Below are 13,314 nucleotides of genomic sequence, written 5' to 3' on the forward strand. Positions count from 1 at the left end.
ACATTTGGGATCCGGCACGGGGTGACCTGCTGCCAATCGGCAGTTAACAGGGTCCGACAAAAGTGTGCACAACATGCTGCTGAAGTGGCCTCCGGAAGCGCTACCGGAAGTTACGCGTCTTGAACTTGATAGGGTCGATATGGTCATACTGCATCGACGATGTCGCGCCCCTTCGGCATGCCGCGCGGATCGATGCCCGATCCGCCGTGATGAGCCTCGTCCCTCGGCCGTGCGGCAACGGAAACGGCGTCTTGCGGTTTCCCACGCTGGCCAGCCCGGCCGACAGATCGGTCAGCTCGTGGGCGACGAGGTGCACCACCTCCTCTTCCGTCGGATGCGTCCGCGGACGCCGAGCATGGCCGAAGCAAGAAGCACGCGCCGGAATTTCTCGAGAGATCTTGACCCAGACGACGACGTTTGCCGCACCCGTCTCATCCTCCAGAGGAACATGAAGCCTTTGGCCGAGCCCGGCCGCTGCCGGACCAGCACCAGGCCGGCGGCCTCGAGCCAGCTTCTGCCTCGCGCCTGCATAGCATCCTGACAGGTCACGGTGCGGCGCCGGTTAGGCGGCACGCCGATTTTGGCAACGCTAGCCTGTGAACTGAAGAATGAAGGTCGGACTTGCGGCACATCGATTAGGTTCAAATGATAAGTTGCTGCCCGGCGAGGTCGTTTCAGCGCATCTCGACTGGTGGGTCGGCAAGACAATGCGGAACGGAAATGATCGCAGGCGTAAAGGACGGCTTTCGGGGCCGGAAGCTTCAGGCCTGGAACCGGACCCCAGTTTGGCGCAAGCATCGTGGCCTCCGCCCGGTCAGGCATTCACCGGCTCGCGAAATGCCAATTGATTCTGCTTAACCGGGCATACCTAAACGGCCACTTGCGTTCCGATCTCGACCACACGTCCGGTCGGGATCTGGAAATACTCCGTCGCGTCGGCGGCCGTGCGCGCCAAGCCGATGAACAGCTTGTCCTGCCACACCGGCATGCCGGAGTTGGGTGACGCCTTGAGCGAGCGACGCGACAGGAAGAAGGACGTCGTCATGATGTCGAACTTCCAACCCTGCTTGCGGCAGATCGCCAGCGCACGCGGGATGTTAGGCTGTTCCATGTAGCCGAAGGTCAGTGTCACCCGCATGAACAGCTCATTGATCGTTTCCATCTTGATCCGCTCGCTGTCGGGCACCACGGGCTGCTGCGCCGTCACCACAGAGAGGATGACGTTCTGTTCGTGCAGCGCCTTGTAGTGCTTCAGGCTGTGCATCAACGCGGTCGGCGCACTGGCGGGATCGCTGGTCAGGAACACGGCCGTACCGGACACCAGCTGCGGTTTCTTCTTCAACAGATTGCCCGCAAGGAAATCGAGCGGAATCTGGTTCCTGCGCGTCTTGTCAAATAGATACCTGCTGCCTCTTATCCAAGTCCACATGGTCATCACGATCACTGCGGCAATGGCAAGCGAGGCCCAGCCGCCTTCGAATACCTTGACGATGTTAGCTGCAAAGAAGCCGGTATCGATGAAGACGAACACCGCCATTAAGGCTATCGCGACGCCGAGCGGCCATTTCCAGATGCGCGTCATCACAACAAAAAGCAGTATGTTCGTCACCAGCATATTGCCGGTCACCGAAATACCGTAGGCCGAGGCCAGCCGGCTGGATTCGCCGAAGCCGACCACCAGCAGCATCACCACCAGCGCCAGCATCAGGTTGATGCGCGGCAGATAGATCTGGCCCGACTGTTTTTCCGACGTGTGCTGGATGACGAAACGCGGCAGCATGTTGAGCTGTACCGCTTGCCTGGTCAGCGAAAAGGCGCCGGAGATCACCGCCTGGCAGGCGATCACGGTCGCCGCCGTGGCAAGCACGACCATCGGAATAAGCGTCCAGCCCTGGTTCATCTCGAAGAACGGATGACCGACAACGCCGCCATTTGCCAGCACGAAGGCGCCTTGCCCGACATAATTGAGCAACAGACAAGGGAACACGATCGCCAGCCAGGCGAGCACGATCGGCTTGCGGCCGAAATGGCCGAGGTCGGCGTAGAGCGCCTCGGCTCCGGTGACGGCGAGGAAGACTGCACCAACCGTAACGAAGGCGACGTCAGGCGAGTTGACCAGGAACGACACGATGTAATGCGGGCTGATTGCCAGCAGGATTTCCGGGTCGTCCATGATGTGGTTGAGCCCGGAAAGGCCGATGGCCAGGAACCACAGCGCGGTAACGGGTCCGAACACCAATCCTACGCCGCCGGTGCCAAACCGCTGTACCGCAAACACGATCGCCAGGATGGCCAGTGTCAGCGGCACCACATAGGGCTGGAACGTCGGCGTGACGACATTCATACCTTCGACCGCCGACAGTACCGAGATTGCCGGCGTAATGACGGCGTCGCCAAAAAAAAGCGCCGCGCCGACGATGCCGATGCCGATGCCGATGCCGAGGATCACCGCAGAGCAGGTCGGGAAACTGTTGCGCGCCAGCGCCATAAGCGACAGCACTCCGCCCTCGCCTCGATTGTCGGCGCGGAGCACGAACATGATGTATTTGATCGTCACGGTGATCGTCAGGGACCAGATGATCAGCGAGAGTACGCCGAGGATGTCGCCACGGCTGGCGACGTTGCCACCCGCTGATGCATGCAACGCCTCGCGAAATGCATAGATCGGGCTGGTGCCTATATCGCCATAAACGACACCTAGTGCGCCCAACATCAGCGCCTTGGTGCTGTGCTGCTCGACCTCAGAATGGCTCGATTGTTCGACAGGTTCTGCCTCGTTACCAGCATTGGTAAGGGCCATGGACGACACTCCGATAAGCGCGCGGTGCTCTACGCTTGCTGCACTGCAATATCAAGTTCCGTCACGTAATGTCTGCCGTCTCGCCTGTCGTTGCTCGCCTTGGTAGACTCGCCAGCCCGCAGCCCTACCGAGCAGCAATAGCGCCCCGGCAGAACCCTCAATCGCCCAGATCAATGAATGGTTATCGCCCACAGTGCCCCCCCGCGATGCGGCCGATGGCGACCAGGGTGTCGTGGGCGCACAAGGATGGCGCTTTCCTGATGACGCCGTGCTCCAGGTGTGATCGCACCGTTGCTGCGCAAGCCATTTACTTGCTCGTCCCAGCGAGGACCGTGGCCAACTGGAACGCAGGGCCACGCCGCTCACCGGCCGCACTTTGCGGCGCAGATAACGATTCGATCTCCGCGGCGAGATTCTGGTTGAAGAAGCCACCAAGCTTGTCGAAGGACACACGGTCGTAATATCGACATGCCAGTATCCGCAACCCAGAAAAGCTCCTTGGGCTCCGCTGCGCGCGCCACGAACAACCCGATCTTCTCTGCGAAGAGGACGCCGTAATCCTTCAGGTTGAAGCCAAACCGGGGGGCGGCCGTGACGTATGGGCGAAGGGCTAGGAGGCGGGTTCGGTGAGGAACGGCATTGATGTCCACGCCGTCTCCTGGAAAGACAGAGGAATGCGGTGTCACCGACTGGCGCCGGAGGTTGATCCGGTGATTAGGAGGAGCACTCGTTGTCGGATTCTCGACGATGTCGGACATCTGACACAACGCTGCCAGAGCGATCACGTTGTTCCGAAACGATTTTCCCAGTTGGCACGACAATTGCGGTCCTATGCGCAAAAGCACTGCGATGCCGCACCGACTGGAAGAACTCATCAATGATCACGCTTTTCGAACATGTGGGCGCCGCTACCAACACTAAGCGTTCCCGATCAAACGGAAGCCTCTATCCCTTCTTTCTGAAGGCTGTCCGGACATGAACGCATTTGATGTCCGTCCAACGCTGGATGCTCCCGACGACGATCTCTATCTTTGGCTTGAAGATGTGGAAGGCGAGCGGGCACTTGCCTGGGCCGCCGGCCAGTCGGCAAAGACCCTGAAGCACTTCAGTGGAACGCAGTTCGAGCGCGACCGCGCGACTCTGAAGGCAGGCCTGTTCCCTAAGCGGCGTCGCATCTCCCCCGGCCGAGTCGCATGGCTTGAATCCGATATCAGGGCTTGGATGGAAACTAGATCTGAGAGCCGCACCGCATGAATGTAGCCTCCCAATATCTTCTCCCGTCTGTGGCGCATCACGAAGCCGGGCACGCGGTGGCCGCCATCGTTTTGCACCGTCAGATGTTCGACGACGACCGTGAACTCCCTGCTTTCTCAAGTGTTAGTATTTACCCCGACGCCGGTGACGGAGAGTGCGGTGGTTTTGTCGAAGGCACGGTTTTCTATTCAGCGCAAGGATTCACCTCGGAGCTAAAGCCGATTTTCGAGAACGATATGGATCGACATTTCCAACGCGATGAAGCGATCCAAGAGATAGTTGCGTGTCTGGCAGGTCCTTTTGCAGAATCCGCATTCGAAGGCTATCTGGACCCGCGCGATATGGCGATGAATGCGTCCGATGGGAATGAGGGGAGCAGCGACTACGCGGATGCCAAGCGAATCTATGGTGAGTTGCGGTTCCTGATGCCGCGCCGCCCCCGTTGGAGGCGGATCGAAGATCGCACGGCCCGGCTAGTACTCGATCACTGGTCAGCCATCGAAGCATTGGCCGCGCATTTGCTGGTCAAGCATGATCTCCAATTCGATGAGGCTCTGACGATTGTTGCGCCGCATCTTCCGCCCATGCCAGCAGCTACGCCGCCAGAGCGTCATCCGCAGCCTGCTTGATCAGCCATTCGATGTGATTTGACCACATCTGCAACACCTCGCGCTTCTCCTTGACGTTGCTATAGAGATCGTAGATTTCGCCAATGTCTCCGGTGCGGGCTCACAGCCCGTCCATATAGCCGCCAGTCTGCTGCCTTCGAGTGGCCCATGTTGGCCGCGGCCAGGAAGTGGCGACGATTGAAAGGACAAAATCAGTTGCCGAAACTCATCGCAGGTGACGGTCTGGTGGCAATTTGGGCACATCTTGTGTCTCGTCGCCAGTAAACACGGATGCCCGGCAGGAGCTGAGCTCGCTGCCGGCGGAAATCGTAGAGCGCCAGCGACGCATTCTGATCTTTCGTCAGGCAGTCGACCGCCTTGGCATACGCCTCGGCCTCCATCTCGATCGACCTGAACCGGTATCTTGTGCGCCATCCGGACGATCTGGGAAAGCTTGGCCGGGCCGGCGCCTTCCCAGGCGCACGGGAAGCGCGACGACCCATGTGGACCTTGGATTTCACTCCGCACTTACGCTGCTTTGGCCTTGTCAGCAGCCTGAGCATAAAGCGTGCTCAGCTTTCAGGCCGAGCACTCATCCATTGTTGACAGCACCTGTCGTCATTCAGGATCGCCCCATTCTCGCAGGCCGCTTGCAGCTTTCAGGCTGTTGTCAGCCAGGGCCGCCATAAAGGGTCTCGTTAAACAATTCAGGAGGCCGTTCCAATGAACAATCAGTTTGCGAGACTTTTTCGAGGACCAGGTATGCAGGCTTGTTTCAGGACAAAGAACTTTCTGGCGGCAACCACCGCGATGACGACGGTATTCCTGCCGGCTGTGTCTCTCGGGGTGGGTCTGGTAGCATTTCCAACTGGAGAAGCGTTGGCCGACGACCCGATTTCGATCCCGCTGGAGTATGTCGGGGAAGGCCATGACCGCCTGGGCATCTGGGCCAAGATCAACAATGGCAACGCGCAGCGATACGTATTCGACACGGGCTCGGACCAGCTCAACACGCAGATCGGGTCAGAGGTGACCGGGGTCCGCCCGATTGCCGACACGCCTTACGTATATACGTACGGGGACGGAACGTATGGTAATAAGCTTCAGAACGTGGAAATTGATAAATTTACATATGTCGATCCAGATCAAAAGATAACAATCGACGGGCCGTCTGTAAGCGATAAGAAATACCGGGCTGCTCGCATTCTCGATTTTGTCTATACCCATGCGTATTGCAAGGACAACAATCTTAAGTGCACGCCGGGATCCGTGACGGATGGACTTAAAGATATGTATGGTCAGGATCTCCAAGAACCTTATCACGCCGATAAGGAGCAGCGGGCGAAAATGACCGCTGGCAAGATGGCAGACGAAGGCGGCGATTTCGCAGGTACATTCGGGGCCGGCGATTTTCTTGGCAAGACAAGTGTCTGGGGCATGATGGGCAGTGTCACCAGGTCTGGCTACGTGGTCTCCGCCAATGTGAATCCGGATTCCGAGAGCGACCAAACGCCTGGCTGTTCCCCCTGCACGATTGTCAACCTCAATCCAAGCCTCCGGGCCCAATATACTAATGCCATGCCATGGGGAGAACCCGAGGAAAAAGATCAGGATTCTTATCAGAATTTTCCTGGCTCTGGCGCCAATGCCTCGACCGAATACGAAGGCAGCTACAATCTGCAGTACACGGTTAAGGATGGAGCCCCACCAATCACCGACCCCAACAAGACCGCGGTATTGCTCGACACCGGCACACCGGGCGGTGGCAGTCTGGAGATCAGTGATGCGATGCTGAAGCAATTTCAGGATGCGGGCGTCAAACTTAAAAATGTTCGGAGAAATGAGCAACGCGAGATCGTAAGCGCATCGGGCAACATCCCGAGCGTTACAATCGCAGGAACGGATGGCGATCCGGTAAGGCTGGACAATATCGACTTCACCTACACCAGCGGCACGACGGAACAACCCAATGACCAGACCAGTTTTGTTGCCGGTCTTGACTTCTTCAAAAACAGATCGGTCATTTTCGATCTGGAGAAGAAGTATACCGCTTATACGTCACATTTCGTCACTGCCAGCAACTTCTCTACCGATTCATCCGCACCCGAAGGGACCGGTCTGAGCAGGATCACGACGAGCATGGGGAATGAGGGCGGGTTCGGCATAGCGGGTGTCGTCTCCGGCTCCGGATCGCTGACGCTTGATACAAAGACGGTGGTCCGGATGACGAATGTCAACACCTACACCGGCGAGACGAATATTGCTCAGGATGCCTATCTCTCGCTTGCGGGGCTCGGCAACATCCAACGGTCAGCGAAAGTCGTTGCAGACGGCACGTTCGATATCTCCGAACATGGAAATGGCAGCGACTATTGGGGAATCTCCGACGCCTACAACGATGCCCGTATTCGTAGCCTGAGTGGCAGCGGAACGGTCGAACTGGGCAAGCGTACCCTGGTGCTAACGGATTCGAACGACACGTTCGCCGGCAGCATCAACGACCTCGACGTTGATAACAATAATATGGGCGGCAAACTATTCGTTGCCGGTGGCGTGCAAACGCTGAGCGGAAAGAACAATTTTTCCGGCATGACGACGGTCGGTTCCGGCGCGGGATTGCTGCTTGCCGATACAGGTGTGCTTTCCCATGATGCGACCACGTCCGGCTTTCTCGGGAATGACGGGCAGATCGGGGGCACGGCTATCGCAAACAGCGGCGGTGTCGTCGCAGGCGGCGGCACCTACGGTGCGGTCACCATTTCCGAGGGCGGCACGGTCGCTCCTGGCAGTGCGACCGATCCGAGCAGGATCGTCACCACACTGACTGTCACGGGCGATTTCGCGCAGCAGTCCGGATCGATCTATCAGGTCGACCTCGCAAGGTCGTCCGATCTCATCGATGTTGGCGGAGCAGCGGCGATCGACAGCGGCGCGCAGATCGAGCTGCTGCGGCAGGGAACGCTATCGGTCGATGCCCGATATACTCTGCTCTCCGCAGCAGGCGGCGTAAGCGGCACCTATGGCGGGCTGACGGGGGCTCTGGCGACAGACGCGACGCCCTTCGTCGATTTCCAGCTCGTCTACGATGCCAACAATGTCTATCTCGATATCAGCCGCACATCGACGGCGTTTGCCGATGTAGCCAGCACCTTCAATCAACGCTCGGTCGCCGCAGCGGCTCAGGCGCTTGGAAGCGGTAATCCGATCCAGGACAACATCCTGTTCCTGACGGCGCCGGAAGCCCGCAACGCTTTCGATATGCTATCAGGCGAGGTTCATGCTTCCATTCATAGCGGCCTCATCGAGGACAGTCATTCTGTACGCGATGCCGCGAGCGAACGGATCCGTGCGGCGTTCGACGGCGTCGGTGCCTCCAGCGTTCCGGTGATGACTTATGGGCTGGGTGGTCTGGAACTGGCCCCGGCAACGAGTGAGAATTTCGCCGTATGGGGCCGTGGCTTCGGCGCCTGGGGTCATCTCGACAGCGACGGCAATGCCGCCGGTCTCGATCACTCGACAGGCGGCTTTCTGGCTGGCGGTGACGCGGCTGTCGGCGAAAGCTGGCGGCTCGGCCTCATCAGCGGCTACAGCCATACCTCCTTGGAGGCGGACGATCGCGCGTCGTCGGGCTCGAGCGAGAATTACCATCTCGGTCTTTTTGCCGGCACGCAGAACGGCAATCTCGGTTTTCGTTCCGGCCTTGCCTATACCTGGCACAGCATCGAGACCGGCAGGTCCGTGGTCTTTCCAGGCTTCGCCGACAGCCTTTCGGCCGATTACGACGCCGGCACGTTCCAGGCCTTTGGCGAGCTCGGCTACCGTATCAATACGGCTTCGGCTTCCTTCGAGCCCTACGCTAATCTCGCTTATGTGAATTTTGACGCCGATGGCTTCACCGAGAATGGCGGCGCAGCCGCCTTGTCGAGCGGGGATCGCTCGAGCGACACGGCGTTTACCACGCTAGGTCTGCGTGCGTCGACGGTACTGACCCTCGGCACCGTGACTGCTACCGCGCGCGGCGGTCTTGGCTGGCGCCACGCCTTCGGCGACGTCAGGCCGGATACCGCTCTTGCCTTTGCTGGCGGTTCCTCCTTCGCCATCAAGGGCGTGCCGATCGCAAAGAACGCAGCTCTGCTCGAAGCTGGGCTTGACGTAAACATCACCGAGAACGCGACGTTCGGCATCGCCTATCAGGGACAGATCGCCTCGGATGCCCAGACACACGGGTTCAGCGCCAAGCTCGGCGTCCGTTTCTAAATCACCCGCAAAAGAGATTGGTTATGAAGTCAGTGAGTGCATTTTCTTTTACCGTCGTTCTCGGCTCAGCGACGGTGATGTCTGTGTCCGCCGCGCGAACGGACGATGCCTGCTACAACAAGGCACAAAGCCTATGATGACGCAATGTTCAATCGACGACCTGAAGCCAGTCGATGGCGAGCTTGACAAGCTCTACAAGGAGATGGAGACCCGGCTCAAAGAGTCCCGGCGCATGTCCAGGAACTGGTCGAGACCGCGAGGGGCTACAACGCCACCTCGGAGAACACGCGCGACGCCTACCCCAAGGATTGGCGGCATTTTTCCTCCTGGTGCCGGCGCGCTGGCTTCGATCCCCTGCCTCCGGGCTCGAAGGTGATCAGGCTCAATATCAGCGCCTGTGCCTCGGGCACCGCCGCCGGCGATCCGAAGCGTGGCGCCCCTGCCCTTTAGTTTGCGACCATCGAGCGGCGGCTTTCCGGCCTCGCCTGGAACTTTACCCAGCGCGGCCGGCCGTTGGACCGCGCGGAGCGGCATATCTATAAGGTTCTTGCCGGCATTCGCCGCAAGCACGCAAAGCCACCGCGGCAGAAAGAGGCGGTCCTGGCGACGATCTGCTGGCGATGATCGCCACGCTCGGCCACGACCTCAGGGCCTGCGCGACCGCGCTATTTTGCTCCTGGGCTGTGGCGGCGGCCTGCGGCGCTCCGAGATCGTCGGTCTCGACGTCATGCGCGACGACAACAGCGATGGCGCCAGCTGGATCGAGATTTTTGACGGCAAGGGCTGCTGGTCACCCTGCGCGGCAAGACCGGCTGGCGCGAGGTCGAGGTCGGCCGCGGCTCCAGCGACCACACCTACCCCGTAGTCGCGCTCGAGAGCTGGATCCGCTTTGGCCGCATCGCACGTGGACCCCTGTTCCGCCGCATCTTGTCGATCAGGTCGATATAATACGAAAAAGCCGCCGCCATTCGGGACGGGCGTCGGCTATCATGTCCAGCCATTATGCGGCGAGCGGATAGCTTTCGCCGGACCAGGCAGAGAACTTGGCGGCAAAAGCCTTCATCTCGTCGACCGCGAATGTGGTGCGCGGTTGCGAACTCGACTTGCTGGGCGAGAGGGACCTCGCCGAGAAAGGCGCTGACATGAGCGGGATGCTGCTTGGCCAAATCGAGATCCGCAAAGCAATCGGCCAGCGCCGCGTCGTCCAGCTGTACGCTGCAGGGCGCGTTCACGTCGTCAAGACGGATGCCAAATGCTTGCTCATAATGGCCGCAAGGTAATCGTTTCGGGTCGGAGACACAAGTTGCCGCCTCCTTCGCCGTAGAGTGGCCCGATACAATCACGATCGATATTGCCACCTCTTATCGATAGTGATCGCATAGTTCCCTGATTCGACTCTCAACCGCTCATATCAAGCGATTACTTCCATGTATCTGCTGCGCTAGCCCGTCCTGGCCTTGGAGTGTCGCTCCTCACCTCCTCCACCACTCACCAGCCCGATGGGAGTATCGCCCGCCAGCAGCTTCTCCTTGCTGAGCAGCGCGGCAACCTCAATCGCCTCGAAATCGGGCAAATCCCGCAGTGTGTCGAGGCCGAAGTGCAACAGGAAGGTCTTGGTCGTGACGTAGGTGTAAGGCGTGCCAAATTCAGCGGGCAGGCAGACGTTGACCCACAACAATCAAGGGGACGGTGCAGGCCAAGATTGCGGCAGGGCTTGGGCCCCCCACCCTTCTCCTCAGAACTCCGCTGCTTCCAGCTGGCGGCTGAAACTCACAGGCGCAGCCAGCTTGGTCTCTAACAGCATCGATCGCATCATGGTGTCTGCCATGAATCCGTGTGCGTGAAGCGCTCCAGAGCGAAGATGTTGGGCGTCAACCAGGTTCACTCCAATGAGCTTCACTTCTCGAGTTCTGCACAGTGTCCACGACTGGCGCCGGAGGTTGATCCGGTGATTAGGAGGAGCACTCGTTGTCGGATTCTCGACGATGTCGGACATGTGACACAACGCTTCCAGAGCGATCGCATTGTTCCGAAACGATTTTCCCAGTTGGCACGAAGGTTGCGGCCCTATGCGCAAAAGCACTGCGATGCCGCACCGACTGGAAGAACTCATCAATGATCACGCTTTTCGAACATGTGGGCGCCGCTACCGACACTGAGCGTTCCCGAGCCGACGGAAGCCTCTATCCCTTCTTTCTGAAGGCTGTCCGGACATGAACGCATTTGATGTCCGTCCAACGCTTGATGCTCCCGACGACGATCCCTATGTCTGGCTTGAAGATGTAGAGGGCGAGCGGGCACTTGCCTGGGCCGCCGGCCAATCGGCAAGGACTCTGAAGCACTTCGGTGGAACGCAGTTCGAGCGCGACCGCGCGGCTCTGACAGCCATTTTCGACAATCGCGACAATCTTCCCCTGATCGCGCGCCGTAGTCAGTACCTCTACAATTACTGGCGAGATGACGGTAATCCACGCGGACTGTGGCGCCGGACCACCCTTGCCGCCTACATGAAGGCGGATCCCCAATGGGAGCTACTGCTCGATCTGGATGCTCTCGCGGCTAGCGACGGAGAGGACTGGATCTGGGACGGCGCGTCCATCGAGCCGGAGAGACGGGAAAGAGCCGTTCTGCGCCTGTCGCGCGGCGGCAGCGACGCGGTCGTGCATCGCGAATTCGACCTGATTTCTCTGAGCTTTGTCGCCGACGGCTTCAACCTCCCCGAGGCCAAAGGCTACGTTAATTGGCTGGACCCTGACACGCTTCTGCTTTCCAGTGCGCTTGGTAATGGCATGGCCACCCGCTCCGGCTATGCGCGCACAGTTCGACTGTGGAAGCGTGACGCGGATCCCCTCACCACGCCGGCAATCTTCGAGGCCGGGTTCGAAAGCTTCCAAGTGTCTGGTCATTCGGACCGCACCGGCCGCAGCGAGCGCCTTTGGTTCATCGAGCAGCCGGCCTTCTTCGAGAAGATCAGCTGGATCGGCGATAGGAGCGGGCCGAGGAGGCAGATCGATCTTCCTCGCGACGCGTCGTGGCGGGTCTTCGGCGACTGGCTGGCGGTAAGGCCGCGCAAGCCCTGGACGGTGGGAGGCACCACCCATCCCGCCGACGCGCTGATCGTCATCTCGCTTTCCACTTTCCTCGCCGGCGGACGCCGTTTTGAGACCCTGTTTCAACCAGGGGAAAGGCGCTCCATGCAGTCATTCTTCTGGAATGACGGGAAGCTCATTATCTCTTACCTCGTCAATCTCGCACCGCGTTTCGAGATGTTCACTCCCGGCCACCAGGAATGGACGCGCCGAGTCCTGAACACCCTGCCCGCCGAAGGTACTGTCGACGTCTGGTCATTCGATGCGGCAGTTCACGAGACCAATGGAGAGGTCCTGATCTGTGCTCAGGATCCGATCACGCCGCCGCAGCTCTTGCTGTTCGATCTGAATGCCGCGCCGTCTCTCAGCGCTTCAGCAATCCTGAAGCGCAGCCCGGAGAATTTCGATGCATCCGGACTGGTGGTCACGCGCCACGAGGCAGTCTCTATCGATCATGAGCTGATCCCCTATACGCAGGTTGGTCCGGCGAACGGGAACGGAGATGCTCCGATTCACCTTTCCGCTTATGGCGGGTTCGGCGTATCATTCCTGCCCTACTACAACTCCCCGCTGGGCAAGCTGTGGCTCGAGCGCGGTGGCACGTGTGTCGAGGCGAACATCCGCGGCGGCGGCGAGTTCGGCACCCGCTGGCACGAAGCCGGGCGCAGGGAGGGCAAGCGTCTCGCCCACGACGATTTCGCCGCCGTTGCCTCCGACCTCGTGCGAAGGGGCATCACCCTGCCGAGGCGGATTGCCGCCGAGGGTGGCTCAAATGGCGGCCTGCTGATCGCAAACATGCTGACCCGCTATCCTGAGCATTTCGGGGCTCTGTTCTGCACAGCACCGCTTATCGACATGCGTCGCTACACCAAGCTCTTGGCGGGCGCGAGCTGGATCGACGAATATGGCGATCCGGACAAGGTTCACGATTGGGCTTTCCTGAAGGAAATCTCCGCCTATCACGCCGCAGCGCCGGGACAGCCCTATCCGCCTATCCTGATCGCCACCACGAAACGCGACGACCGCGTCCATCCGGGCCATGCGCGCAAGATGGCCGCAAAACTGCAGGCTCTTGGCTATCCCGCTTACTTCTACGAGGCCAGCGCAGGCGGGCACGGCTGCGGCGAGGACAATCGGGAGCAAGCCGCATTCATCAGTCTAGGCACCAATTTTCTCCGCAGCGCAATCGGCTTCAACGATCACCCTCCGGAGACGGCGGAACGCGTTGCAACGCAAGAGGGGCATTTGAGGTCCATCAACAATTCATTCGAGCAGGAGACGAAATAGTGCAGTGCATCCTTTCTGA

General features: G+C 59.7%; 7 protein-coding genes and 3 pseudogenes. 6 read left to right on the forward strand and 4 right to left on the reverse strand.

Features of this window, described 5'->3' with window-relative positions; translation table 11 throughout:
• Positions 1–100: 100 nt before the first annotated feature.
• Positions 101–561 (reverse strand): annotated as a pseudogene (locus EJ076_RS01220) (OB-fold nucleic acid binding domain-containing protein); the annotation flags it as partial.
• A 307-nt stretch (positions 562–868) separates the two neighbouring features.
• On the reverse strand, positions 869–2,800 hold the full coding sequence (locus EJ076_RS01225) for a potassium transporter Kup (protein WP_063169287.1): 1,932 nt from the start codon (positions 2,798–2,800) through the stop codon (positions 869–871).
• Positions 2,801–3,775: 975 nt separating this feature from the next.
• Between EJ076_RS01225 and EJ076_RS01230 the strand changes: the two genes are divergently transcribed.
• The 5 genes and pseudogenes from EJ076_RS01230 to EJ076_RS35050 all read left to right on the forward strand — a co-directional run bounded on the left by EJ076_RS01230 (position 3,776) and on the right by EJ076_RS35050 (position 10,199).
• The gene (locus EJ076_RS01230; protein ID WP_063169289.1) at positions 3,776–4,054 is read left to right on the forward strand and encodes an AlpA family phage regulatory protein; all 279 of its coding nucleotides are present in this window, start codon (positions 3,776–3,778) and stop codon (positions 4,052–4,054) included.
• Entirely contained in the window at positions 4,051–4,683 is a 633-nt protein-coding gene (locus EJ076_RS01235) for a hypothetical protein (RefSeq protein ID WP_063169290.1), read from the forward strand. Before EJ076_RS01230 ends, EJ076_RS01235 begins: the two co-directional genes overlap by 4 nt.
• 702 nt (positions 4,684–5,385) lie before the next feature.
• Positions 5,386–8,919 carry an autotransporter domain-containing protein gene (locus EJ076_RS01240; protein WP_082826570.1) on the forward strand — a complete coding sequence of 1,178 codons (3,534 nt, stop codon included), beginning with the start codon at positions 5,386–5,388 and terminating at the stop codon, positions 8,917–8,919.
• 243 nt (positions 8,920–9,162) lie between these two features.
• Positions 9,163–9,846 (forward strand): annotated as a pseudogene (locus EJ076_RS35570) (integrase); the annotation flags it as partial.
• Between the two features lie 116 nt (positions 9,847–9,962).
• On the forward strand, positions 9,963–10,199 hold the full coding sequence (locus EJ076_RS35050) for a hypothetical protein (RefSeq protein WP_063169293.1): 237 nt from the start codon (positions 9,963–9,965) through the stop codon (positions 10,197–10,199).
• Between the two features lie 161 nt (positions 10,200–10,360).
• On the opposite strand, the pseudogene EJ076_RS01255 reads toward EJ076_RS35050, so the two are convergent.
• Both EJ076_RS01255 and EJ076_RS01260 read right to left on the reverse strand, forming a co-directional pair.
• Positions 10,361–10,561: pseudogene (locus EJ076_RS01255) on the reverse strand (SMC-Scp complex subunit ScpB); the annotation flags it as partial.
• A 93-nt stretch (positions 10,562–10,654) separates the two neighbouring features.
• Entirely contained in the window at positions 10,655–10,915 is a 261-nt protein-coding gene (locus tag EJ076_RS01260; protein WP_095769041.1) for a hypothetical protein, read from the reverse strand.
• Positions 10,916–11,132: 217 nt separating this feature from the next.
• Here EJ076_RS01260 and EJ076_RS01265 point away from each other — a divergent pair, with 217 nt between their 5' ends.
• On the forward strand, positions 11,133–13,295 hold the full coding sequence (locus EJ076_RS01265) for a prolyl oligopeptidase family serine peptidase (protein WP_082826571.1): 2,163 nt from the start codon (positions 11,133–11,135) through the stop codon (positions 13,293–13,295).
• Positions 13,296–13,314 lie beyond the last annotated feature (19 nt).

It is taken from the genome of Mesorhizobium sp. M7D.F.Ca.US.005.01.1.1 (assembly GCF_003952545.1).
GTDB classification, from domain to species: domain Bacteria; phylum Pseudomonadota; class Alphaproteobacteria; order Rhizobiales; family Rhizobiaceae; genus Mesorhizobium; species Mesorhizobium loti.

Coding starts and splice junctions, on each gene's coding strand:
- EJ076_RS01225 (WP_063169287.1), bottom strand. CDS start 2,800: ATGGCCCTTACCAATGCTGGTAACGAGGCAGAACCTGTCGAACAATCG.
- EJ076_RS01235 (WP_063169290.1), top strand. CDS start 4,051: ATGAATGTAGCCTCCCAATATCTTCTCCCGTCTGTGGCGCATCACGAA.
- EJ076_RS01240 (WP_082826570.1), top strand. CDS start 5,386: ATGAACAATCAGTTTGCGAGACTTTTTCGAGGACCAGGTATGCAGGCT.
- EJ076_RS01230 (WP_063169289.1), top strand. CDS start 3,776: ATGAACGCATTTGATGTCCGTCCAACGCTGGATGCTCCCGACGACGAT.
- EJ076_RS01260 (WP_095769041.1), bottom strand. CDS start 10,915: ATGTCCGACATCGTCGAGAATCCGACAACGAGTGCTCCTCCTAATCAC.
- EJ076_RS01265 (WP_082826571.1), top strand. CDS start 11,133: ATGAACGCATTTGATGTCCGTCCAACGCTTGATGCTCCCGACGACGAT.